The organism is Myxococcus sp. AB056, from assembly GCF_006547365.1.
GTDB lineage: Bacteria > Myxococcota > Myxococcia > Myxococcales > Myxococcaceae > Myxococcus > Myxococcus virescens.
This window is the reverse complement of sequence record NZ_VHLB01000049.1, coordinates 33002-59562: the sequence shown is the minus strand read 5'-3', so window position 1 is coordinate 59562 and position 26561 is coordinate 33002. Positions and strand designations below refer to the sequence as shown.

Annotated in this window: 3 protein-coding genes; all 3 read right to left on the bottom strand. The window is 70.5% G+C overall.

Annotation, left to right across the window (positions count from 1 at the left end):
• Positions 1-27 precede the first annotated feature (27 nt).
• The 3 genes from FMP39_RS21435 to FMP39_RS21425 are packed head-to-tail and all read right to left on the bottom strand — an operon-like array spanning position 28 to position 26557.
• A complete protein-coding gene (locus tag FMP39_RS21435; protein ID WP_141592155.1) occupies positions 28-4575 on the bottom strand; it encodes a non-ribosomal peptide synthetase in 4548 nt (1515 codons plus the stop codon).
• Entirely contained in the window at positions 4572-11012 is a 6441-nt protein-coding gene (locus tag FMP39_RS21430) for a type I polyketide synthase (RefSeq protein WP_141592154.1), read from the bottom strand. Before FMP39_RS21430 ends, FMP39_RS21435 begins: the two co-directional genes overlap by 4 nt.
• On the bottom strand, positions 11009-26557 hold the full coding sequence (locus FMP39_RS21425; RefSeq protein ID WP_141592153.1) for a type I polyketide synthase: 15549 nt from the start codon (positions 26555-26557) through the stop codon (positions 11009-11011). The genes FMP39_RS21430 and FMP39_RS21425 overlap by 4 nt, the downstream gene beginning before the upstream one ends.
• Positions 26558-26561: the final 4 nt, after the last annotated feature.

Sequence of the window (26561 nt, the reverse complement as noted above, 5' to 3'; positions counted from 1 at the left end):
CAACCTGTCGGGTCGATGACCTAGCCTTCACCGCCCCCCGGGCGCGGCCAGGAAGCCACGCTGCACCAGCGAGGAGAGATACGTCGAAATCAATGTGGCATCCACGGACGGACACGACGTCCCTGTTCCTCCCAGCGCCTTCAGCGTGTGCCCGCTGTCGCAGACCACCATGCGCGGCCCACCCACGCTCCGGTCCTCGGGCGGCACCTGCTGGAGGAACAGGAGCAGGTCTCCCAGCTCACGGTCGGACGGCGCCGCGAGGCCGAGCTCGGCGAGCCACTCGTCATAGGGGAGCACGCGCAGCCCGTAGCCAAAGGCTCGCATGTGGCTCCACATCTCATCCGCTCGCACGAACTGCGGGTTGACCAGGTGGAAGGTCTGGCCAAGGGATTCGGGGCGCAGGGACAGGTCCACGATGGCGCTGCTCACGTAGTCCACCGGCGTCACATCCAGCAGCGCGTCCACGCTGGGCGCACTCCCCAGTTGGACGCAGCCCTTGAGGGTCCTGCACACCAGGTCATCCGTGTTCCACGCCCCCGTCTGGCTGTGCCCTGTCACCCGCCCCGGCCGGTGAATCGTCACAGGGAGTCCTCGCTGCGAGGCCTCACGCACGAGCTTCTCCGCCACCCACTTGCTCTGGGCATAGCCGCCCACCAGGCTCGCAGCCGCTTCCAGCGGCTCATCCTCGCGGAAGGGAAGCTGGCGACCCACGGGCAGCACCGACACCGTGGAGACATAGTGCAGCGGCTTGATGCGCGCGCGCATGCACAGGCGGAGAATCTCCCGCGTGCCGAGCACGTTCGCGGCGCGCATCGACTCATAGGGATAGATGAAATTGACGAGCGCACCGTTGTGGTAGACGGCGTCCACCTCCTCCGACAGCCGCTGGAACTCCGCCTCCGACAGGCCCAGCAGGGGCTGGCCGATGTCCCCTCGGACAGGGACGATTCGCGACGCCAGGTCGTCGCGCCACAGCGAGTAGCTCTCCAGGTTCTTGCGAATCCGCTGCATCCCCTCCTGCTCCGACTTGGAGCGGACCAGGCAATGGATGCGCGCCTGCGTCTTCCGGCAGAGCTCCTCGAGCAGGAAGGCGCCGAGGAAGCCCGTGGCGCCCGTCAGCAGCACGGCGCGCGCGGGCCCGGAGGTGGGCGGAAGCGCCGTTCCCGGCAGCAGCCCTGCCTCCAGCACCGCGTCCGCCTCCAGCTCCGCCACCACGTCGTGGACCGGCAGCGAGCCTGTCTTCGCGGCCTCGATGGTGCGCGCCATCTCTTCCAGCGTCGGAGACTGCAACAGGGCCCTCAGCGGGATGTCCGCGCCCGACGCGGCCCGAGCGAGGACGAGCACCCGGTAGAGCAGCAGCGAGTGGCCTCCGAGCTCGAAGAAGTGGTCGTGCACGCCCACCTGCTCCACCCCGAGAACCTGCCGCCAGATGTCCGCCAGTGTGGCTTCCCCAGGCGTTCTCGGCGCGACGTGGGCCTTCGCCGTCCCGGAGCCCACACGCTCCGGCGCGGGGAGCGCGGCACGGTCCACCTTCCCATTCGGAGTGAGCGGCAAGGCGTCCAGGCTCACGAACACGCAGGGCACCATGTACTCGGGCAGCCGGGACTTGAGGTGGTCGCGCAGCTCACCCGGCTCGGGGGCCTTCCCGTCGCGGCCCACCACATACGCCACCAACTGCTTGTCAGCTCCCGGGCCTTCTCGCACGACGACGACCGCATCGCGGATGCCTGGGTGCTCCTGCAGCGCCGCGCCAATCTCACCCAGCTCGATGCGGAAGCCGCGGAGCTTCACCTGGTGGTCCATCCGGCCCAGGTATTCGAGTTGCCCGTCCGGCAGCCACCGCGCCAGGTCCCCTGTCCGGTACAGGTGCGCGCCCGCGTCTCCGGCGAAGGGAGACGTGACGAACCGCTCCGCCGTCAGCTCCGTCCGGCCCAGGTAACCCCGCGCGACACCATGCCCGCCGATGTAGACCTCGCCCGGCACCCCCACGGGCATGGGTTCCCGGTTCGCATCCAGCACGTAGACCTGGGTGTTTCCAACGGGCCGGCCGATGGTCGGCGTCTCGCCCCGGTTCACACGGGTGAACGTGGAATAGGTCGTCGTCTCGCTCGGGCCGTAGAGGTTGAAGACATCTCTCACGTGGCCCAGGGCGTAGATGGAGTCGACCAACGCTCCCGCCAACGCCTCGCCCGCCAGATTGACGATGGTGACCGACGCCGGCACCCCGCCCCCTCGCAGCAGCGCGCCCATCGCCGAGGGCACGGTGTTGACGAGCGTCACCTCCTTCGCCGCGGGCAGTTCGGGCAGCTCCAGCGCGTTCTTCGCGACGATGACCTTCGCCCCACAGCACAGGGGCGTGAAGATTTCGAAGACGGACAGGTCGAAGCAGATGGACGTCGACGCCAGCGTCCCCGCCAACGACTCCGGCGAGAAGACACTCTGGGCCCACTGCAAGAAGGCCACGGCGTTCCGGTGGTCAATCATCACGCCCTTGGGCTTGCCGGTGGAGCCCGAGGTGTAGATGAGATACGCGAGCGAATCGGGCGTCGTGACACGCCCGGGGTTCACCTCCGGCTCGGCGCCGAGGGCGGCGGCATCCGCGTCCAGGCACACCACGCGTGCCTCGGTGGCGGGAAGCTCCGGGAGCAGCCGCTGCTGCGTGAGCAGCACGGGCACCTGCGCGTCCTCGAGGATGAGCGCCAGCCGCTCCTTCGGGTAGGCCGGGTCCAGTGGCACGTAGGCGCCGCCGGCCTTGAGGATGGCCAGCAGGCCGATGACGAGGTCCTCCGTCCGCTCGACGCAGAGGCCCACGCGCGCCTCGGGCCGCACGCCCAACCGCCGCAGGTGATGGGCCAGTTGGTTCGCCCGGCGATTGAGCTCGGCGTAGGTCAGCGTCCGCGTTCCGCTCACCACGGCCACGGCGTTCGGCGTCCGCTCCACCTGGGCCTGGATGAGCTCGTGCATGCACAGCGCCGGGACGCCGAGCACCGGGCCGTTCCAAGCCGTGAGCAGCCGCATCCGCTCTTCCGTCGACAGCACGGGCAGCTTTGACAGTGGCGTCTCTGGTTTCGCGACGACGGCCTCCAACAGCACCTGGAGGTGGCCCACCATCCGCTCCGCCGTCGAGGCGTCGAAGAGCTCACGCGAGTATTCGAGCATGCCAGCCAGGCCCTGTTCGCCGGAGGCCAGGATGAGGGACAGCTCGAACTTGGCGACACCTTCCACGCTGCCGTCGGGTGCACCGCCCAGGAATGACCAGCGCGTCCCGGGCAGGTCCAGCGTGGGCGCGGGGATGTTCTCCAGCGTGAAGCAGGCACGCACCAGCGGGTTGAGCCCGCCCTCACGCGATGCGCCGACCGCCTTCACCACTTCGCTGAAGGGCAGCGCCTGGTGATCCTGGGCGTCGAGCACCGTCTTGCGCGCCCGGGCCAGCCACTGCGAAAAGGTCGGGTCCCCGGACACGTCACTCCGGAGCACGAGCGTGTTGGCGATGAAGCCGATGAGGTCCGGCGGCACGCTCCCCCGGTTCGCGGTCACAGTCCCCACGCCGAAGTCGAGCTGCCCCGAGTAGCGGTGCAGGAGCGCGGCGAACGCGGCGTAGAGCACCATGAAGAGACTGCACCCTTCACGCTGGCCGAGCTCGCGCAGCGCCTCGCTCAACCCGGGCGAGAAGGCCACGGGCACGGTCGCACCCCGGTGGCTGGTGGCGCTGGAGCCCCCCCGGTCCACGGGGAGCTGAAGCGGCGGCAGCCCCTGGAGCTTCTCCTTCCAGAAGGCCCGCTCCCGGGCGCCAGCGGCCCCCGCCAGCCATGCCTGCTCACGCAGGGCCGACTCGGCGAACTGCATGGACACGGGCGGCAAGGCCGCGGCCTGTCCCCGTACAAAAGACGCGTAGAGCGCCGACAGCTCCCGGACGAAGACGCCGAGCGACCAGCCATCCGTGATGATGTGGTGCTTCGTCACGAAGAGCGCGGAGTCGTCGGCGTCCAGGGACACCAGCGTCACGCGGAACAGGGGGCCCTGGGCCAGGTCGAAAGGCTGCTGGGCCAGGGTCTCCGAGCGCCGTTGGACCTCCTCGTCGCGCTGCACCTCCGACAGCCCCCGCACCTCCACGACGCTCAGCGTCGCGCCCACGTCGGGCGACGCGATGACCTGCCTTGGACTCCCGTCCACCTCCGGGAAGGACGTCCGGAGGACCTCGTGCCGACGGACCAGTTCGTCCAGGCTCCGGCGCAGCGCCACCGTGTCCAGCGCGCCGCGCACCCGCAGCCCCAGGTGGACGTTGTACTGCGCGGTTCCCGGTGACAGCCGGTCCAGGAACCAGAGTCGCTCCTGCCCGCTGGACAGCGGGATGACCTGGGGCCTCGTGACGGGCTGCTCAGGGCCGCTGCCCACCTCGTCGCGCGCGGTGTGCTTGCGCAGGAACGCGAGGATGTCGGCCTTGTTCGCCGCCAGCTCGGTCCGCAGCTCCGGCGTGAGGACGGCCTTGCCCGCCTCCACCACCAGCTTGTCACCGTCGACGCGCAGGCGAACGCCCCTGGCCGCGAGGGTGCCCAACAGCTCCCGTACACTCATAGGACGAAGACCTCGTTGTCGTTGGTTGCGGCCGCCTCTGCCTGGATTGCGAGCGTCTCGACCAGGGCGCGATCCATGACTTCACTCTGGAGATGCGCACAGAGCGCATCCAGCGTCGGGTGCTTCCAAATCAGTGACGCCGGGAGCGACAGCCCCAGTCCCGACGCCAACCGGTTGCGCAGCTCGAGCCCCATCAGCGAGTCGAGCCCGAACCCTTGGAGCGGCGCTTCGGCGTCGATGCGCGCGGAGTCGAGCCGAAGCACCCGGCCCAGCTGCTCGCGAACGAACTTCTCCAGCGCCACCCGCGCGTCCCGAGGTGTCGCCGTCCGCAGGGCTTCAAGCAGCGCCACATCCCGGGCGGCCTGCACGCCCTCCCCCACGCTGGCCGGGACGAGCTCCGACAGCCATTGCGAGGACTTCGCTCGCGGATAGAACTCCACCCACTTGCGGAGGTCGAGCGGCATGACCGCCATCTGCGTCACGTCGCCATCCAACAGCCGGCCCAGGATGGCGTTGCCTTCCGCGGGCGTCAGACTGTCGGAGCCCCGCTGAGCCAGGCGCTCTCCCCGGTTGGACTGCGCGGCGGCCAGACCGACCTCGGAGAAGGGTCCCCAGTTGATGCTCAAGCCCGGCAGCCCCAGCACCCGGCGGTGATAGGCCAGCGCGTCGAGGAAGGCATTGGCCGCCACGTAGTTTCCCTGCCCGGGTGCGCCGAACAGGGAGGCCGCCGACGAGTACAGCACGAAGAAGTCGAGCGGCAGGTCGCGCGTCAGGACATGCAGGTTCCAGCCCCCGAGAACCTTGGGCGCCATCACCCGGCGGAAGCGCTCCACCGTCTGCTGCAACAGGACGCCGTCATCCAGCACACCCGCCGCGTGGATGACGCCTCGCAGCGGTGCTCCACCCTCGGCGATCTCCGCGAGTACCCGGGCCAGCTGAGGCCGGTCGGACACATCCGCCGCCATCACCCGCACGCGCGCCCCCTCCGCTTCGAGCGTGGCCACGTCCGCCTGTTGCGCTGGCGTCAACGTGGCGTCACGCCCAAGGAGGACGAGGTGCCGTGCGCCCTGCTCCACCATCCACTTCGCCACCGCGAAGCCCAGTCCTCCCAGGCCGCCCGTCACCAGGTACGTCCCATCCGCGCGGAGGCGTCGAGCCCCCGTGGCCGGCACCACCACGCGTGCCCCGGGATGTTTCAGGGTGAGCGTGCTCACCACCTTCACGGTGGAGGGCAGGCCCCCAGCCTCGGAGGCATCCTTCACCTCGCGCCACAGCCGGGCGAACCGATCGGGCTTGCGGCGCGCGAAGGTGTGCACGTCGACCACGCACCACGCGACGTTCGCATCCCCGGCGGAAGGCGCTTCGGACGTCCCTCTCAGGTCGATGACGCGAGCCCCCTCCGCCAGCACGGCGAGGCTCGGCTCAAGGCCGACAGCGCCCGGCGCGATGACCGCCAGGTCCAGCCCTCGGCCTCCCGTCGCATCCAACAGCCCCGTTGCGAATGAGGCGTCCGTGGGGTCCACGACGTGGGCGGCGCCGAGCTCCAGCAAGGAGGCCCGCTGGTCATTCGTCGTGGCTTCGGCGAAGACCTCCGCCCCCATGCGCCGTGCCAGCTGGATGGCCGTTCGCCCGAGTCCGCTCGAAGCCCCGAGGACCCATACACGGTCTCGCTTCTCCAAGCGTCCCAGGTGGAACAGGCCGTACCAGACAGGCAGCACAGTCGCTGCCAGCGCCGCGGCCTCTTCATGCGACGACGAGGGCGGACGCGGCGCGGTGTGCCCAACAGGCACGCACAGGTGTGACCCGAGGCCCGACGTCACGAGCGCGATGCGCTCCTCGCCCACGGTGACGTCCTTCACGCCCTCGCCCACCGCCACGATGCGCCCACTGCATGCGGTGGCACCTGCTTCGTCCCAGCGCACCGGGCTCGACGCCCCGCCGAGCCACGGACGCGCCGCCACGTCGACTTCGAGTTCGACCTCTCCAGGCCCCGGCGGACGGCGGGCCGCGGACCGGTACTCCTGCAGCCCCTGAGCATCACGCTCGACCCGGAAGGATTGGCCCTCGGCGGGGACGATGGCCTCATGGGAGGCCCTGCCGGGTGTGCCACGAACGATTCGGCCGACATGTCGCCCATCAGGCCGGAGGGAGATTTCCTCCTCCGCGTCCGCCACGAGCAGCTCGCGCACCAGCGCGCCGGTGGCGTCCTCGGTGCGCATGACCGCGGACACGTCCACCCGTGTGCACTTCAGCTCGGCGTGCTCCTGCGCGAGCGTGCGCCCCAGGCCCCACAATGGCGCCTGCACGACGTCCGAAGCGGAGCGGCTGTCCGAACCATGGTGGACCCCCTTCGTGACCATCCACAGACGTGGCGGACTCGACAGGCCCATCCGGGAGAGCCCCTGCACGAGGTGCAGCACGCCGCCGCAGCCCATCAACGGGTCCACGTCGCCCGATTCCAGGCCCGTCAGGTGAATCACGCCGCGCGCAGCGGCCCCCTTGCCGAACGTCTCCGCCAGCACCTCATCGAAGGCTACAGGCGACGACACGTCCACGGTGCGGCGGCCCGGCTTGGAGCCACCCAGGTCGATACGGGTGACTTCGCCCTGGCGCGCGCGGAGCTGTGCCTCCACCGTGTCCGCCAGCTCGCTGCCATCCGTGATGAGCAACCAACGTCCGCCCGCCTCGGTGCCCTGTGCGGGGAGCTGCTCGACGGAGGGGGCATGGCGCCACGCCTGAGCGAAGTAGAGGTCCCGGCCCTCCGCATCAGCCACGGGAGCATCCAGTTGCTGAACCCGCAGCCCCAGCGCCTCCAGCAGCAGCGTGCCGGACGCATCGCGCAGCACGAGGTCGAACTCGTAGACGCCCCGGCGCGTGCCCTCGGGTGTCCGCAGCCGAACGTGGCAGAAGCCCTCCGTTTGGGGCGGTGCGTGAAGCCGCAGGTTCTCGAGCGCCACCGGGACGGCGGGCCCCACGTCCTGTGGCACGTCCTCCGGAGGCACCGCGGCGGACACCAACTGGAAGCAGGCGTCGAGCAACGCGGGATGGATTCGATACGCCGAGGCCCGCGCGGCCAATGACTCCGGCAGGCGGAGGTGGCCGAGCGCCTCCCCTCGTCCTCGCCAGACCTGCTGCACGCCCTGGAACGCGGGCCCGTAGGCCACGCCGTTGCGAGCCAGCGTCTCGTAATGCGCCGCCTGGGTCAGGACGTCGGGGCAGCGCTCGCGAATGGCCTCCAACGATTCGGACGCCTGCCCCGCCTGCCCAGCGTCCAAGAGGCGGAGCCTGCCCACGACGTGCGTCATCCACCCCGCGGCTTCCGCCTTCTGGCTCGAAAGCTGAAACGTGAGGGTGCGGCCCTTCTCGCCGTGCAGCGCCAGTTGGACGGTGCGCTCCTGGCCCTCGGGCAGGAGCAGCCCCTCCTTGAATGAGGTGTCGACCAGCTCGTGCGCGGTGCCTCCCGACATCGCGTGCGCCGCGGACAGCGCCATCTCCAGATAGGCCGCGCCTGGCACCACCACCGAGCCCGCCACGCGATGGTCCGCGAGGAACGAGGGCTCGCTCGCGCTCAGTGTAGATTCCCAGAAGCGGGTCTCCTGCTGCACGGAGGTCGTGAAGGAAACGCCCAGGAGCGGATGGGCACCCGCCCCTGCTCGAACGAAGCGGCCTCCCGCGGCACGCGTGGGCCTCAGCTCCAGCCAGTGCCGTTCCCGCTGCCAGGGATACGCCGGCAGTGCCACTCGCCGCCGCTTGTCCGGATGCAGCCGGAGCCAGTCCACGCGGTCCACTCGGGTGGCCAGCGCGCCCAGTGACGCGAGCAGTGATGGCCACTCCTCCTGTTCCCGGAGGAGGCTCGGGACGACCAGGCCACGGCCGGAGGCGTCGCCTTCCCGCAGCATCGCGTCCACGAAGGGCACCAGGATGGGATGCGGGCTCAGCTCGATGAACAGGACGTTCCCGTCCTGGATGAGACGCTGCACCGCGTCCGCGAACAGCACGGGCTGCCGCAGGTTGCGCACCCAATACGCGGCGCTCAGCTCCCGGCCATCGATGGGGGCGCCCGTCACCGTCGAGTAGAGCGGCACCGTGCTTCCCGTCGGACGGATGCCAGCCATCCGCTCCAGCAAGTCCTGCCGGAGCGGGTCCATCTGGGGGCTGTGGGACGCCACGTCCACCTTCACCCAACGGCAGAAGACCTCGCGCTTCTCCAGGCGCTCCAACACCTCCTTCAGCGCCGCCGGGTCTCCCGAAAGCACCGTGGCCTTCGGGCCGTTGCTGACGGCGATGGCAATCCGGTCCTCCGCGCCCCGAATCTCCGCTTCGGCCTGTTCGCGTGAGAGGTCCACCACCGCCATGGCGCCCTGGCCGCTGACCCGCCGGAGCAGCTTGCTGCGCTCGCAGATGATGCGCGCGGCGTCGTCCAGCGACAGCGCCCCCGCGACGTGGGCCGCGGCGACCTCGCCCATGCTGTGCCCCACCACCGCGTGCGGCTCCAGGCCCAGTGAACGCCACACCGCCGCGAGCGACACCTGCAAGGCGAACAGCGTCGGTTGGATGACGTCGATGTCATTCCAGCGCGGTTGCTGACCGGGGTTCGTCAACAGCTCGCGCAGCGACCAGTCCGTGTAGCGGCCCAGTGCATCGTGGCACCGGTCGATGGCCTCACGGAAGGTCGTGTCCTGGGCGTACAGTTGCCGTCCCATGCCGAGCCACTGCGAGCCCTGGCCGGGGAACACAAAGACTACCTTCTGGCTGTTGCTCCGGCGCCCCACGGAGAGACCGGGGTGGCTCTCTCCGGCGGCGAACGCATCGAGCTGCGCGACCAGCTCCTGCGGAGATTTCGCCGCGAGCGCGAGCCGGTGGTCATGGTGCGTGCGGCACAGGGCCGCCGTGTAGCTGAGGTCCGCGAGCGTTCCCACGTCCTCGCGCTTCAGGAACATGCTCCACGTCCGGGCCAGGTCGGCTAGCGCTGGCGCCGTCTTGGCGGACAGGACGACGAGCTGCGCGGTATCGACCTCGGAAGCGGCGGGCGTGGCCGCGGGCGCGGGGGCTTCCTCCAGCACCACGTGCGCGTTGATGCCACTCAGCCCGAAGGAGCTCACCCCCGCGATGCGCCGCCCCTCGTGGGCCGGCCAGGGGACTCGCTCCACGGGGACACGCGCGGGGATGCGGTCCCATTCCACGTGGGGATTGGGCGTGTGGAAGTGCAGGTGCGGCGGGATCTCCCGGTGTTGGAGCGACAGAATCGTCTTGATGACGCCAGCGATTCCGGCCGCCGGCTCCAGGTGGCCGATGTTCGTCTTCACCGAGCCGATGAAGAAGGGCCGGTCCTCCGGACGTCCCTTGCCCAACACGGCCCCCAGCGCCCGGAGTTCTATGGGGTCTCCCAGCGGCGTGCCCGTGCCGTGAGCTTCGATGTAACCCACGAGGGCCGGCGGCACGCGCGCGTTCTCCAGCGCCTTCGACACGACGGCTTGCTGCGACGGTCCGTTGGGCACCGTCAGTCCGCCGCTGGCCCCGTCATGATTGACGGCGGAGCCACGAATCAACGCGAGGATGTCGTCGCCGTCACGCTGCGCGTCCGAAAGGCGCTTGAGCACGAGGATGCCGCAGCCCTCCCCGCGCACGTACCCGTCGGCCGCCGCGTCGAAGGTCTTGCAGCGGCCGTCGCTCGCGAGCGCCTGCATGCTGCAAAGGCAAATCGTCGTCTCAGGGGACAGGATGAGATTGACGCCGCCCGCGAGCGCGAGGTTGGACTCGCCGCGCCGGAGGCTCTCGCAGGCCAGGTGGAGCGACACCAGGGACGACGAGCACGCCGTGTCGACTGGCATGCACGGCCCCTGCAGGCCCAGCACGTAGGAGATTCGCCCCGGGACGAAGCTGTAGCCGTTGCCCGTCGCCATGTACCCGTCGAAGCGGGTCGCGTCGTCTTCCTTGAGCAGGCGTGCCATGTAGTCGCTGGACATCACGCCCATGAAGACGCCCGTCTTGCTGCCCATGAGCTGCCCAGGCGCCACGCCCGCGTTCTCCAGGGCCTCCCACGCCACTTCCAGGGCAATGCGCTGCTGTGGGTCCAGGCTCGCCGCTTCGCGCGGCGCGATGCCGAAGAACTCGGCGTCGAAGTGCTCCACGTCATCGAGGAAGCCACCGCGGGTGCCGTACATCTTCCCCGGCATCCCGCGCGTCGCGTCGAAGTAGCCCTGCACGTCCCAGCGGGACTCGGGCACCTCGCGCAGCGCATCCACGCCGTCTCGAAGGATCCGCCAGTACGACGGTCCATCGACGGCGCCACCGGGGAAACGGCAACCCATGCCGATGACGGCGATGGGCTCGGTCCGGGCGCGTTCCACCGCATCGAGGCGGGCCTGCATCTTCTCCACGAGCAACGCAGCGCGCTGCAACGCGGAGGGTTCAGCTGACTTTGGCGAGTTGCTCATGTTCCTTCTTCCATCAGTGCGGCGAGCTTCGCTTCGAGCGAGGCGGCAAGCTCATCCGGCGACAGCTCCATGATTCGATCGAGAAGCGCCGTGTCTTGAGCCGCTCCCTGTCCTTCCTCGGCCGGCTGGGGCTCCTGGCCGAAGACTTCGCCCAGCAGGTAGGCCGCGATGGCCTCCGCCGTCGGGTAGTCGAAGACGAGCGTCGAAGGCAGCGATGCACCGACCGTCTTCTGCAGCCGGTTGCGCAGCTCCAGCGCCATCAACGAATCCATGCCCACTTCGAACAGCCGCTGCCGTGGCTCCAGCGGTGTGGATGCATCCAGGCCGAGCACCCTCACCGCCGCATCCAGGACGTGCTCCAGGAGCAGCGCCATGCGCTTGCGGGGTTCCGCGGTGTCGAGCCGGCGCCGCAACTCCGAGGCCGACGGGCCGTCCGCCTCGGACTCGGCACGCACCTGCCCTGCCACGTCGGCGAGGAGCGTGGGCGCCGCCCCCCGTGGGAACTGCGCCAGGTAGCGCGACCACTGCACCTGCAACAGGGTGAGTTGCGGCTGCGCTCGGCTGAAGGCCTTGCCGAAGGCTTCCAGGGCCTCGGCCGGGGTGAAGGCCTCCACACCTTGTGCCTGGTAGCGGGACGCGAGCTCCGCGGCCATGCCCACCTCGGCCCAGGGTCCCCAGTTGATGCTCAGCGCCGGAAGTCCCAGGGCACGCCGGTGATGCGCCAGCGCGTCCAGGAAGGCATTGGCCGCCGCGTAGCTTCCCTGCCCCGGCGCGCCCAGCAGGGACGACGCCGACGAGTACAGGACGAAGAAGTCGAGCGGCTTGCCCTGCGTCAGCGTGTGCAGGTGCCACGCCCCGTCCACCTTGGGCGCGAGCACCCGGGTGAACCGCTTCCAGTCCTGTTGCAGGAGGACGCCGTCATCCAGCACGCCCGCCGCGTGGACCACGCCGCGCAGAGGCGCCAGCTTCTCCGCTTCATCCAAGGTGCGACGGACGTCCTCCTGCTTCGACACGTCCGCCTGGAGCACGAGCACCCTCGCGCCCGCCGTCTCCAGCGCGCGGATGGCCTCTTGCGCTTCCGGCCTGGGGCCGCCGCGCCCGATGAGCACCAGGTTCCTGGCGCCCTGCTCCACCATCCACCCGGCCAGCGCGAGGCCCAGGCCGCCGAGTCCGCCCGTGAGCAGGTAGCTCGCCTCGGGGTTCAGGCGCGGCAACTCCGTCCGCGCCACGTCCCGCGACGCGCGAAGGCGGGCCACGTGCCGTTGCCCTTCGCGAATCACCACCTGCCGCTCACCGTCCGTGGCGCCCAGCTCGCGCCAGATGGCGACGGCCGCGTCACCCGGTACAGAGGAGGGCTCCAGGTCGATGAGCGCGCCAGCCAGCTCGGGGTGCTCCTGCGAGAAGACGGCGCCCAGGCCCCAGAGGGGGACCTGCTCCATCGCCAGCGGCGTGGGACGCGTGTCGAGCGCGCGAGCGCCCCGCGTCACCCACCAGATGCGTGCGGTGAAGGTGGAGTTCGCCAGCGCCTGCGCCAGCGACAGCGCGCTGCCCGCTCCCAGTTGGTGCGCCTCTCGCAGGGCCTCCACATCCTCGCCACCGGGCCCGCGCAGCGCCCAGAGGTGGACGATGCCGCCCAGGGACTCGCCGGGCAGCACCGCCTCCTGGAGCAGCCGCGCGTAGTCCTCGGGCCGCTGGGCATCCAGCGTGAAGCGCCCTTCACCATGACGGACGAACGCCGCTCCCGGATGGACCAGCACCGGACGGCCGCCTTGCTTCAGGATTCGCTCCGCGAGCGCCTCCGCGGTGCCCGAGGTGTCGGCGAGCACAATCCAGCAGCCGGCTTCGGGCGAAGCCTCGGGCACGGGCTGCGGCTTCCAGCCCAGTTCGTAGAGGGAGTCCCGCTGGCCGTGGCGCAGCACCGCCATCAGGGCCTCGCGCGGCGCTCGCTTGTGCTTCAGCCCCTCAATCTCGATGAGCACCTGCCCCTCCGAGTCGACCACCAGGACGTCGCCGGTGATGACCTCGCCCACCGCCTCCTCCGCGTCCCGTCGCACGGCGTAGGCCCAGACGGAGCCGGTCGGCTGCGCGTGGAAGCGGAAGCGCTCCACGGAGATGGGGACGTAGACGGTGCTCAGCATCGCGTCCTCGCGGATGAGGTCCGTTCCCATCGCCTGCAGGAACGAGTCGACCAACCCCGGGTGGACGTACAGACTCCGGTCATCCAGGTCCGTGGGCAGGCGCATCTGACACAGCGCCTCGCGGCCCCCACTGTGGATGCGTTCAATCCAGCGGAACGCGTGCCCCAGGTTGAAGCCGATGTCCCAGTTGCGCTCGTAGAGCCCTCCGTCGAGCTGACGCGCGCAGCGGGCCTCGATGTCCTTCCGCGAGAGGGGCGCGGGACGGGCGGGGCCGTCTCCCACCACCAGCGTTCCCGTGCCATTCAGCAGCCATCCCTCGGTCTCCTCGTCGGCGGTGGCGGAGAGGCTGTAGAGCTCGAAGTCGTACCGGCCCTGTCCCGTGGGCGCGAGCACGAGCTGGACGAGCTGCTCCTCGTCGTCCGCGAGCACGATGGGCTGCGAGAAGACGCACTTCTCGATGGTGTACGGCCCCGCTCCGAACGACTGCGCCGCCGTCGCGATGATGCGCGCGATGTGGCACGAGCCGGGCACGACGATGGTGCCGTATAGCCGGTGGTCCTCCAGGAACGGCAGCGACTGCGCGCTGTAGCGTCCCTCGAAGACCAGCGACTTGCTCAAGGGCGAGCGCACCCGCTGACCGACGAGCGCCTGCGCGGTGGTGTGCGTGGAGGCCGTTCGGGGCGTCTTGGGGGCATCCAGCCAGTGCCGCTGGTGCTGCCACGGGTAGACGGGCAGCGCGACACGGGCGCGGCGGCGCTCGCCATTCAGCCCGCGCCAATCCACATCCACGCCCTGGGTGTAGAGCGCGGCCAGGCTGGAGAGAACCTGCGCCTGCTCGGGCTGCCCCTTGCGCAGCGACGGCAGCCAGGTGCCCGCGTCGTCCCCAAGGCCCTTGAGCGCCATGCCCATGAGCGTCGGATGCGGGCCGACCTCGACGAAGACGGTTCCCCCCAACGCCCGCAGCGCCTTGAGTCCGTCGTGGAAACGCACGGCCTCTCGGACGTGGCGGCGGAAGTACCCGGCGTCGAGCACCGTGCCCTCCTCGAGCACCTGCCCGGTGACGTTGGACGCCAGGTGGATGCGCGGCGCCCGGAAGGTGAGGTGTCCCGCCGCCATCTCGAACGCATCCAGCATCGGCTCCATCAGCGGCGAGTGGAACGCGTGGGACACGGTGAGCCGCCGGACCTTGAGGCCCTGCGTCTGGAACGCGGAGGAGAGGGCCTCCACTGCCTCACGCTCGCCCGCGATGACGGTGTCCGCGGGCCCGTTGACCGCGGCAATCGACACCCGGTCCGCGTACGGAGTCAGCGCCTGCGCGACGACCGCCTCGCTCGCCGTGATGGACACCATCTCCCCATTGCGAGGCAGCTCCTGCATGAGCCGCGCGCGCCTGGTGATGAGCCGGAGCGCGTCCTCGAGTTCCAGCACCCCCGCCACACACGCGGCCACGTACTCACCCACGCTGTGCCCCAGCACCGCCCAGGGCTCGACGCCCCAGGAGCGCCACAGCTCCGCCAGGGCGTACTCCAGCGCGAAGAGCGCCGGCTGCGTGTAGCCGGTGTCGTCGATGCGCGCGTCCGCCCCGTGCATCACGGAGAGGAGTGAGTCGCTCCACTCGCCCTCGAGCAGGGCATTGCACCGGTCCAGGGCCGCGCGGAAGACAGGCTCCGTCGCGTACAACTCACGGCCCATGCCCGCGTACTGCGCGCCCTGTCCCGTGAAGACGAAGACGACCTTGGGCTCCTCACCCTCGAATCGGTGCTGGGCCAGCCGGGGCACTTCCTCCCCTCGGGCGAAAGCCTGCAGCCGCTCCCGGGCCTGCTCCGCCGTCTCCACCACGAGCGCCATGCGGTGAGAGAACGACGTGCGCTGCATGTTCGCCGCGTGGGCGACATCCGCGAGCGACAGCTCCGGCCGCTGGGCGATGTGCTCCCCGACTCGGACTGCGAGCTGCGCGAGCGCCCCCTTCGTCTTCGCCGACAGCGCGAGCACCTGCGCGCCGCGCTCGGCCTGCGCCTTGACGGGCTCCGGCCGAGGCGCCTCCTCCACGACGATGTGCGCGTTGGTGCCGCTCAAGCCGAAGGCGCTGATGCCGGCGATTCGTGGACGCGCCCGCTCCGGCCAGGCGGTGACTTGCGTCGGGATGTCCAACGGGAAGCCGTTCAGCTCGATGTGCGAGTTGAGCTTCTTGAGGTGCAGGTGCGGCGGAATCACGCCGTGCCGATGCGCCAGGACGACCTTGATGAGCCCGGCGATGCCCGCCGCGGCCTCCAGGTGGCCAATGCTGGTCTTCACTGAGCCCATCAGCAGCCGCTGCTCGGGCGTGCGTCCCTCTCCGAGCACATTGGCCACGGCGCGGACCTCGATGGGGTCGCCGAGCGACGTGCCCGTGCCGTGCGCTTCGATGTAGTCCACGTCCGAGGGCGCGACGTTCGCGTTGGCCAGGGCGGCGCGGAGGACCTGCTGCTGGGCATCGCCGTTCGGCACGGTGAGCGCGCTGCTCGGACCATCGTGATTGACGGCCGAGCCACGGATGACGGCGAGGATGTCATCGCCATCCCGCTTCGCGTCCGACAGGCGCTTGAGGACGACCATGCCGCAGCCTTCGCTGCGCACGTAGCCGTCGGCGGATTCGTCAAACGTCTTGCACCGGCCGTCCGCAGACAGGGCCCGGAGTTGCGCCAGGTAGATGGTGGAGTGCGGCGCGAGCGTCATGTTGACGCCACCCGCCAGCGCCAGGTTGGCCTCGCCACCACGCAGGGCCTGGCAGGCGAGGTGTACGGCCACCAGTGACGACGAGCACGCCGTGTTGAGGCTCATCGCCGGCCCCTGGAAGCGGAGCAGGTAGGCCAGCCGGCCCGCGGCGAAGCTCGCGTCGTTGCCCGTGGCGATATAGGCGTCACCCGCCGCCGACGCGCTCCCCACGCCGTTGAGCATCGCGTACTCGTTGCTGCCGATGCCGACGAACACCCCCGTCTTGGTGTTGGCCAGCCGCGCGGGCGCGAGTCCCGCGTGCTCCAGCGACTCCCAGGCGACCTCCAGCAGCAGACGCTGCTGTGGGTCCATGTTCGAGGCCTCGCGAGGCGCAATCCCGAAGAACTGGGCGTCGAACTGGTCTGCGTCGTCCAGGAAGCCGCCCCAGCGCGTGTACGTCTTGCCAGGGACGCCCGGCCGCGCGTCGTAGTAGTCGTCTACCTTCCAGCGCGAGGCGGGGACCTCACGGATGGCATCCACGCCGCCCTCCAGCAGCTTCCAGAAGGCGTCCGGGCCGGAGGCCTGTGGGACGCGGCAACCCATGCCGATGATGGCAATGGGCTCCGTCGCGTTGCTCACGACGCGGCTTGTCTCCTCCTTCGCCTCCTCCTCCAGCCGGAGCACGTCCTTGAGCAGATACGTGGAGAGGGCCAGGACGGTCGGACGGTCGAAGGCGATGGTGGACGGGACCTGGACACCGAAGCGCGCCACCAGCCTGCGCCGAAGCTCCACGGCGGTGATGGAGTCCATGCCCGTGTCGAAGAAGCCCTGCTCCAGCTTCACCGCCGCGCTGGAGGCGAAGCCCAGCACTCGGGACACCTCCTCACGCACCCACGACGTCACCAGCTCCTTGCGCCGCGCGGGCGTGGCGTTGCGCAACTGCGCCAGCGTCTCGCTGCCGTCCACCGGTGCCACCGGCGTGGGAACGGAGGGAGCACCGAGCACCTCCAGGAGCGGCCGGGGCGCCCGCGACTCGTACACGGACTTGAAGCGGCTCCAGTCAATCTGCGCCACGCTCCGCTGCGTCACGTCCATGGCGAGCAGCGCTCCGAGCAACTGGAGCCCGCCCTCCACGGTGACACCACGCACGCCGATGCGCTCGAACCAGCGCAGTCCTTCCTCCGCGACCATGCCTTCGGCCGCCCACGGCCCCCAGTTGATGCTCAGCGCATGCTGGCCCCGCGCGCGGCGGTGGTGCGCCAGCGCATCGAGGAACTGGTTACCCGCGGCGTAATGCCCCATCTGCGCCGAGCCCCACACGGCCGAGCCCGACGAGAAGTAGACGGTGAAGTCCAGGTCCAGCCCCTGCGTGAGCTGGTGCAACACCCAGCCACCCGCCACCTTCGGGCGCAGGATGGACGCAAGCGCCGCCTCGTCCATGGCCTCCAGCGATACCTGCGTGGAGACGCCCGCGGCGTGAATGACGCCCTTCAGCGGAGCCGGTCCGCGCTGGACGGCGTCGATGACCTCCGACATGCGCGCCGCATCCGCCACATCCGCGCTGAGGGCGTGGACGACGGCGCCCTCCGCTTCCATGGCCTCGATGGCGGAGACCTGCCGGCCCACATCATTGTCGCGGGGAATGGCGGCCCACGCGTCGCGGCTCGGCAGCCCCTTCCGGCCCAGCAGCACGAGGTGCCGCGCGCCCTGGGAGACGAGCCAGCGTGCCACGTGGAGTCCCAATCCGCCCAGGCCACCCGTGACGAGGTACGTCGCATCCGCGTGAAGCGTGAGGCGGGCATCGCCAACCGCAGGCGCCGAGGGAACCAGCCGAGCCACGTGACGGGTGCCATCGCGGAGCGCCGCCTGGTCCTCGCCATCCGCTCCGGACAGCTCGCGCCACAGCGCTTCCACCTCGCCCTCCGGCGCGGCGGGGTCCAGGTCCAGCAAGCCGCCCCAGACCTCCGGGTGCTCCAGCGCCAGGACACGGCCCAGGCCCCACAGCGGCGCCTGTACGGGCGAGCCGCTTGTGACGTTGCCCACCGGCTGGGTCCCCCGCGTGCACAACCACAACCGGGCGCCGCTCGCGGACGGTGACTTCACCAGCGCCTGCACCAGGCGCAGCGCCGCGTGGACGCCTCGTTTCTGCGCGGACTCCACCTCCGCGAGCGTGGGCTCCGCGGCGGACACGGTATCCGCGCCCCACAGGTGCACCACGGCCTTCACCGGCCCCACGTCCTGGAGCAATTGCACGTAGTGCTCCGCGTTGTCGGGCTGAATGGACCGCACCTTCTGGCCTTCGACGGCCGCGACCTCCCCGGGCACGACCAGCCAGCACGGTTCGCCCAGGGCTTCCAGATGGGCCGCCAGCGCGGCACCAACGCCCTCACGGTTCCCGAAGACGAGCCAGGCTCCCTCGCCCCTGGGCGCACGCGGCGAAGGCGCCCCCCGCTCACGGGCGTGCCAGGTGATGTCGTAGACCCAGCCACCCGGACTTTGGACATTCGACGTGTCCGCGCTCCGGGCCACGGAGGCCCGGGTCAGCGCCTTCACGGGGGCATCGTCAATCCAGTACCGCGAGCGCTGCCACGGGTAGAGCGGCAGCGACGCGAGACGGCCTCCCTCCGGGAAGAGCCGACTCCACTCCACGGGGTAGCCCTTCACGTGGAGCCCGCCCAGCGCGCCCAGCATCACCGTCTGGCCAGCCCGCCCCTTGCGCAGTGACGGCACCGCCGCGCCTTCCAGCTCACGGCGTCGCAGCGCCTGCTCCACGTACCGGCCGAGCGCGGGCTGAGGCCCCAGCTCGACGAAGAGCCGGTGCCCTTGCTCCAGCAGCGCTTCCACCGCCGCTGAGAACCGCACGGGCTCTCCGACATTGCGCGCCCAGTACGCCGCGTCGAGTGCCGTGCCGTCGATGACCTCGCCACTCACCGTGGAGAACATCGGGACGGACGTCGGCCGCGTTTCGATGTGGCCCAGGACCTGGGTCAGCTCCGCCTGGAGCGGTGCCATCTGATGGCTGTGGAAGGCGTAGTTGACGCCCAGGTCCCTCGTGGCGACACCTCGCGCACGCAGTGCTTCGAGCACCGCTCCGAGCGCCGCCGGTTCACCCGACAAAACGACGCTCCGTGCGTCGTTGATGGCACCCACCGACAGCCGGCCCGCGTAGGGCGCCAGCTCGCGCTGAGCCTCGTCGGGCGACAGTTCGACGGAGGCCATGCGGCCCTGCCCCGTCGCCTTCTGCATGATGCGGCTGCGGTGCGCCACCAGCCGAGCGGCCTCGGACAGGCTCAGCGCTCCAGCCACATGCGCCGCGGCCACCTCGCCCACGCTGTGCCCCACGACCGCGGACGGAACGACGCCCAGTGCACGCCATGCGGCCGCGAGCGCGACCTGGATGGCGAAGATGGCGGGCTGGGCCACCTCCGTCTCCTCCAGACGGGACTCGGCCCCGTCCGCCATCAGCGCGTCGATGATGGAGTTCCGGGTGTGCGGAGCCAGCGCCGCGTCCACGTCACGCAACGCGGCGGCGAAGTCCCCGTTGCTCGCGAAGAGGTCACGCCCCATGCCCTGCCACTGGGAACCCTGGCCTCCAAAGACGAACACCACCTGTTCCCGGCGCCCCTCCGCGACGCCCGTCGTCAAGTACGGCGGTGCCCCGCCTTCGAGGAACGCCAGGAGCTGTTCGCCCCACTCCTCCGCCGTACAACCAGCTACCGCCAGCCGGTGTTCGTGGGGGTTGCGCCGCAGCGCCGCGGTGTAGGCCAGGTCTTCGAGCCGCGGCGCCGCGGCCCCAGGTTGTGCCAGGAGTGCGTGGTACGAGCGAACCAGGGCTCGCAGCGCGCCCTCGCTCCTCGCGGACAGCGTGAGCAGCCGCGCGGCGGTCTGCGCGGCCTCAGGCACGGGCGAAGACGCGGGGGCCTCTTCGACAATCACGTGCGCGTTCGTCCCGCTGATGCCGAACGAACTCACCGCCGCGTAACGGCGCCGCTGGGAGACGGGCCACGGCTGTTGCTGCGTCGGGATGGCGAAGGGCGTGTCCTCGATGGAGATGCGAGGATTGAGCGCCTTGAAGTGCAGGTGCTTCGGAATGGCCTCATGCCGGAGCGCGAGCAGCACCTTGATGAGGCCCGCCATGCCGGCCGCTGCCTCCAGATGACCGATGTTCGTCTTCGCGGAGCCGAGGAAGCAGCGCGAGTCATCCTCGCGCCGGTGGCCATACGTCTCCCGAAGGGCCTCCACCTCTATCGGGTCGCCGAGCGGCGTGCCGGTGCCGTGGGCTTCGATGTAGCCAATGTCCTTGGGCGACACCTGGGCCGCTGCCAGTGCCTCGCGAATCAGGGCCTGCTGCGACAAGACATTGGGCGTCGTCAGGCCGGTGGAGCCACCATCCTGGTTCACCGCCGATGCGCGAATCACGCCCAGGACGTTGTCTCCGCTGGCTAGCGCATCGGAGAGCCGCTTCAGCACCACGACGCCGCAGCCCTCACCCCGGACGAAGCCATTCGCCCGCGAGTCGAAGGTCCGGCAGCGCCCATCCGGAGACAGCGCCGTCAGCTTGGAGAGCCAGGAACTGGGCCGCTGCGACAGGAGCAGGTTGACGCCGCCCACGAGCGCCGCGTCGCACTCGCGGTTGCGCAGACTCTGGCCGGCCAGGTGCAGGGCCACCAGCGAGGACGAACAAGCCGTGTCCACCGACATGGCCGGCCCCCGCAGGTCCAGCAGGTACGAGAGCCGCCCGGCAATCACGCTGTTGGAGCAGCCGATGACGGAGTAGACGTCGCCCTCCACGTCGCGCTCCGCCTGGAGCATCGCGTAGTCATTGCCGCAGACGCCGACGAAGACGCCCGTCCGAGTGCCCGACAAGCGCGCCTTCGGCAGGCCCGCGTCTTCCAGCGCCTCCCACGCGACCTCGAGCAGCAAGCGCTGCTGCGGGTCCATTGCCACGGCCTCACGCGGCGCAATCCCGAAGAACTCCGGGTCGAAGCCATCCACCCGGTCCAGGAAGCCACCCCAGCGCGTGCCCTTGTGCTCCGCCGCGTCCGTGCTGCTCTTCCAACGGTCGGCGGGCACCTCGCGGACTGCGTCCACGCCTCCACTCAGCAGCCGCCAGTAAGCCTCCGGGTCATTCGCGCCGCCCGGGAAGCGGCAGCCCATGCCGACGATGGCGAGCAGCTCGGGGCCCTGCGCCGTCGTCCCCACCGCCGGAACAACCTGCGCCTCCTTCACCACCGGACGCACCGTGACGCGCGACTCGGCGTCGAGGACGGGCTCCAGCTTGCCGAACAGGTGCGCCGTCAGCGTCTGCACCGTGGGATAGGCATAGGCCAGTGTCGCGGACAGCGTGAGCTTCAGCCCGGACTCGAGCCGATTGCGCAGCTCCAATCCGGTCAGGCTGTCCATTCCGAAGTCGCCAAACGGTTGCTCGGGGTCGATGCGCGCCGGCTCCATGCGGAGGATGCGTCCCAATTGCTCGCGCAGGTAGCCCTCCAGCAATCCCCGCCGCTGGGAAGGCTCCGCCGCCGCGAGCATCTCCCGCGCGGTCCCCTTGCGCGAAGCCGGCGTGCTCACCCGTTCCTGCATCAGCGCGGAGAGGAAGGGCGACTGCGCCGCGCTCAGGTAGAACTCACGCCACTGCCGCAGGTCGAGCGGCACCACGGCCACCTGCGCGGCCTCCTTCGCCAGCAGGCGCCCCAGCGCATCCAGGGCTTGCGCTGGCGGCATGTTGCCCACGCCACGCAAGGCCAGGCGGTCGCCCCGGTTCGTCGCCACCGCGGCCAGACCCACTTCGGCCCAGGGGCCCCAGTTGACGCTCAACGCGGGGAGTCCCGCCGCACGCCGGTGGTGCGCGAGCACATCCATGAAGGCGTTGGCCGCCGCGTAGTTGCCCTGTCCCGGCGAGCCGAGCATCGACGCGGCGGAAGAGAACATCACGAAGAAGTCCAACGGGCGGCCCAGCGTCTGGGCATGCAGATTCCACGCGCCCTGGACCTTCGGCGCCAGCACTGTGCGGAGCCGCTCCGCGTCGAGCTGCGCGAGCACACCGTCGGCGATGACACCCGCCGCGTGGACGATGCCGCGCAGCGGCGGCAGCTCCGCCTCCATCGAAGCCAGCACGCGCGTCACGTCGTCGGCGCGGGTGACGTCCGCCCCATAGACGCGCACCTCGGCGCCGCTCGTCCGGAGTTCGCCCAGCGTCCGGTTCGCCTCGTCGGTGGGCGCGCTCCGGCCGGTGAGCGCCAGGTGCCGGGCGCCTCGCTGGATGAGCCACTTCGCCACTTCCAGCCCAAGCCCGCCCAGGCCGCCGGTGATGAGGTACGTCCCCTCCGCCGAGAGTTCACGGGGCTCCGTCACCTTCCCACCAGCGACTCCCCGCCCTAACCGGGCGACGTGGCGCTGACTTCCGCGCAGCGCAATCCGGTCCTCCGCGCTGTCCGCGAGGAGCTCCGCGGCCAGCGACGTGACTTCCTCGGGGGACGGCTGCGCGCTCAGGTCCACATGAGCGCAGCGCAGCTCCGGGTGCTCATGGGTGATGACTGCCGCGAGGCCCGCGAGAGGAGCAGCCGCCGGAGCCCCCGGCGCCGAATCCCGGGCGAGGACGTGCAGTCCCGACGTCACCAGCCACAGTCGCGGTGCGTCGCGCCAGCCCCGCTGGGCCCACGCCTGGAGCAGGGACACGACGCTGGTCCCGCTCAGCGTCACGGCCTGCTCGAAGGTCTCTGGCTCCGCCACGCTGGACGCCACGTCGAGCCCGTACAGGTGCACCATGCCCTTGCACGGCGACTGCTCGCTGAAGGCGTCTCGGAGGAGCGCCTGGAAGTCCTCCAGGCGCGACGGGTTGACGCGGTAGTGGTCTTCGGAGAGCCGCGCGTAGGCGGCCCCCGCCTCCACCACGACGCTGACCTCGGCGTGCTCCGCGAGCCCCCGGGCCAAGGACTGGCCGACGCCACGCGCATCCGCGAAGACGAGCCATCGGCCCGCCCCCCGCCCAGCCACGGCATCCTCCCGAGCGACGCGAGGCTGCGGCTGCCATTGGACGGAGTACGTCCAGCGGTCCACTTCATCAGCGGGCTGGCTGCCCGCGGAGACCTTCTTGCAGACCAGCCGCTGCACCTCCGCCACCACCCGTCCCTGCTCATCCAGGAGGGTGACGTCGCACTCGATGGCGCTCGCCCCCGAAGCAGCCCCATTGACGATGCGGACGTGACTCCAGAGCGCGGCCTCCGCCAGAGCCAGGGCGCGCAGCCGGGAGAAGGACGAAGGGACATACACGCCGCCTTCGCCGTCCACGCCTCCCAACGCCGCCGCCAGGACCTGGAAGCAACCGTCGAGCAACGCGGGGTGCAGACTGTACCGGGCGTCCTCTGCCGTCCGCTCGCCCGCGAGCTGCACGCGGCCCAGCGCCTCACTCTCCGCGCGGTAGAGCTCCGTGACGACGCGGTAGCTGGGGCCATAGTCCAGGCCGATGTCGCGAAGGCCCTGGTAGTGCGCCTCCACCGACACCGGGGTACTCAGCCGCGCACGCAACGCCTCGAGTCCAGCGGGCTCCGCGATAGCCGAGTCGCTCTGGCGGAGGGTGCCTTCCGCGTGGAGCGTCCAGTTCAATTCATCCGACGGCGTCTCCCGCAGCACGGGCGCGCTGAAGAGCCGGAACGCGTGCGTCCCTGAACGCTCCGTGGAGAGCCAGAGCTGGAGCACCCGTTCCTCGTCCTCCGGGAACGCCATGAGCGCGCTGAAGCTCACCTCCTCCAGGGATACGGGCGCCCCCAGCGTCTGTCTGGCCGCGCTCAGCGCCATGTCGGCCATGGCCGCCGCGGGCAAGGCGGGCACGCCCTGGACGCGATGCTCCGACAGCAGCGGGAAGTGCTTCGGGCCCAGCTGCACCTGCCACAGCCGGGAGACATCCCCCTGCGCGGACAGGTCGATGCGCTCACCGATGAGCGGATGCCCGGAGGTGGACCTCGACGTCCGTGCCTCACGGGACACGGGCTCCATCCAGAAGCGCTCGCGCTGCCAGGGGTACGTGGGCAGCGGCACGAGCTGGCCCTTGCTCGGGTACAGCCGGTTCCACGCAACGCGGTGGCCCGTCGCGTAGAGGGCGCCCAGCGAGGACAGCATCGTGTGCCGTTCGTCCGCTCCACGCCGCAGGGACGCCAGCACCACGCCCTCCGCGTCCGCGGCGCCCAGGGTCTGCTCGACGGCCGGGAGCAGCACGGGGTGCGGACTCACCTCGATGAACACGGAGTGCTCGCTCGCCAGGAGCCGCCGCGTCGCCGCCTCGAAGCGCACCGGGAGGCGGAGGTTGTTGCCCCAGTGGGCGGCGTCCAGCCTGGCTCCGTCCAGGAACTCACCCGTCACAGTGGAGCAGACGGGCACCTGCGCGGCACGCGGGGAGATTCGCGCCACGCGGCCCTCCAGCTCGCGGCTGATGACCTCCACCAACGGCGTATGCGACGGCACGTCCATCTTCACCCAGCGGGTAAAGACACCGCGCTGCCCCAGTGCCGCGACTGCCTCCTGGAGCGCTTCCGGCTCCCCCGACAGCACCTGCGACCGGGGGCCATTCAGTCCGCCCAACCAGAGCTTGCCGCTCCAGGGACGGATGGCCTCCTCTGCCTCCTCCACCGACAGCTCGACCAGCGCCATGGTCGCGCCTTGGCCGCCCAGGCTCCGCATCAGCTTGCTGCGGTGGCAGATGATGAGGCAGGCATCCTCCAGGCTCAGCGCGCCAGCGACGTGTGCGGCGACGACCTCGCCCATGCTGTGCCCCATCACCGCGTCGGGCTCGATGCCCCACGAGCGCCACAGGGCTGTCAGCGCCACCTCGACGGCGAAGAGGACCGGCTGGTTGATGTCGATCTCCGCCAAGCGCGAGCGCTGATCGTCCGCGGCGATTTCGTCGAGCACGCTCCAGCCCAGATGGGGCCGCAGCGCCAGGTCCACCTGGACGAGCGCGTCCCGGAACACCGGCTCCTGCGCCATCAGTGCCCGGCCCATGCCTGCTCGCTGCGCGCCCTGCCCCGGGTAGACGAAGACGACCTTCCGGCGCGCGCCGAACGCCTTGCGCCCCGTCCAGGTGCCCTCGGGCAGTTCGCCTCGCGCGAAGGCCCGGAGCCGCTCCGCCGTGCGCTCGGGGGCGTCCGCCAGCACCGTGAGCCGGTGGGTGTGATGCGTGCGGTGGGACGCCGCCGTGTAGCAGACGTCGGAGAGGCTCGCCGCCCCACCGCGGCCCAGGCGCTCCGCATGACGCTCCGCGAGGGACTGGAGGGCTTCACGGCTGCGCGCGGACAGGGGCAACAGCTCCGGCCGCTGTGGCAGCGCCTCCTTCGCCGCCGGAGCGGGCGCCTCTTCGAGGATGACGTGGGCGTTGGTGCCGCTGATGCCGAACGAGCTGATGCCCGCGCGGCGGGGCTGTCCGGCGGCCGTCTCCCACGGGGTGAGCCGCGTGGGGATGGTGAGCGCGCTGCCCTCCATCTGGATGCGCGGGTTCACCTGCTTGAGATGCAAATGCGCCGGGATGCGCTGGTGACGCATCGCGAGGACGACCTTCATGATGCCTGCCACGCCCGCCGCGGACTCCAGGTGTCCCAGGTTCGTCTTCACCGAACCGATGCCACACACGCCACCATCCGCGCGAGGCGCACCGTACGTCTCGCGCAGCGCCTCCACCTCGATGGGGTCACCGATGGGCGTCCCGGTGCCGTGCGCCTCCACGTAGCTCACCTGCTCCGGCTTCAGCCCCGCGCTGTCCAACGCCTGGCGGATGAGGGCCTGCTGCGAGAGCACGTTGGGCGTGGTGAGCCCGGTCGACTTGCCATCCTGGTTGATGGCCGAGCCGCGAATCGTCGCCAGGATGTGGTCGCCGTCCGCGAGCGCATCCGACAGCCGCTTCAGCACGACGATGCCGCAGCCCTCGCCACGGGTGAAGCCGTTGGCGGAGGCGTCGAACGCCTTGCTCCGGCCGTCCGGCGCGAGCGCCTGGAGCTTGGCCACGAGCTGCACCGACTGCGGCGAGAGAATCAGGTTCACGCCACCAGCGAGCGCCATGTTGCACTCGCGCGCGCGCAGGCTCTGGCAGGCCAGGTGGAGCGACACGAGCGAGGATGAGCACGCCGTGTCCACCACCAGGCTCGGGCCCTGGAAATTGAAGAGATAGGACAGGCGGCCGGAGAGGACACTGGCGGCAACGCCCGTGGCGCTGAACGCGTCACCTGTCTCCGGCTGCTCCACCTGCATGCAGTGGTAGTCGTCATTGCAGGCGCCGATGAAGACGCCGCTGCGGCTGCCCGACAGCTTGTCGACGTCCAGGCCCGCGTCCTCGAGCGCCTCCCACGCCACCTCCAGCAGCAGGCGCTGCTGGGGGTCCATCCGCACGGCCTCGCGGGGGGAGATGCCGAAGAAGCCCGGGTCGAAGCCGTCGACCGCGTCCAGGTAGCCGCCCCAGCGCATCGCGCCTTCCGTGAGGCCGGAGACGTCCTCCCGAGGCCAACGGTCGAGCGGAATCTCCCGCACGGCGTCAACGCCCCCTTCGAGCAGACGCCAGTACGCCTCCACGTCGTCCGCCTTCGGGAAGCGGCACGCCATGCCCACGATGGCGATGGGCTCCTTCGCGGCGCCCTCCACGGCATTCAGCCGCGACTGCATCTTCTCCAGCGCCACCAGCATGCGCTTGGCGGGAGACAGCTCGTTCGACTCGTCAGTGCGATTTGCCATGTCG

Bases quoted from the DNA above. Each gene is read 5' to 3' on its own strand.
- FMP39_RS21425 (WP_141592153.1), bottom strand. From the start codon at position 26,557: ATGGCAAATCGCACTGACGAGTCGAACGAGCTGTCTCCCGCCAAGCGC.
- FMP39_RS21435 (WP_141592155.1), bottom strand. From the start codon at position 4,575: ATGAGTGTACGGGAGCTGTTGGGCACCCTCGCGGCCAGGGGCGTTCGC.
- FMP39_RS21430 (WP_141592154.1), bottom strand. From the start codon at position 11,012: ATGAGCAACTCGCCAAAGTCAGCTGAACCCTCCGCGTTGCAGCGCGCT.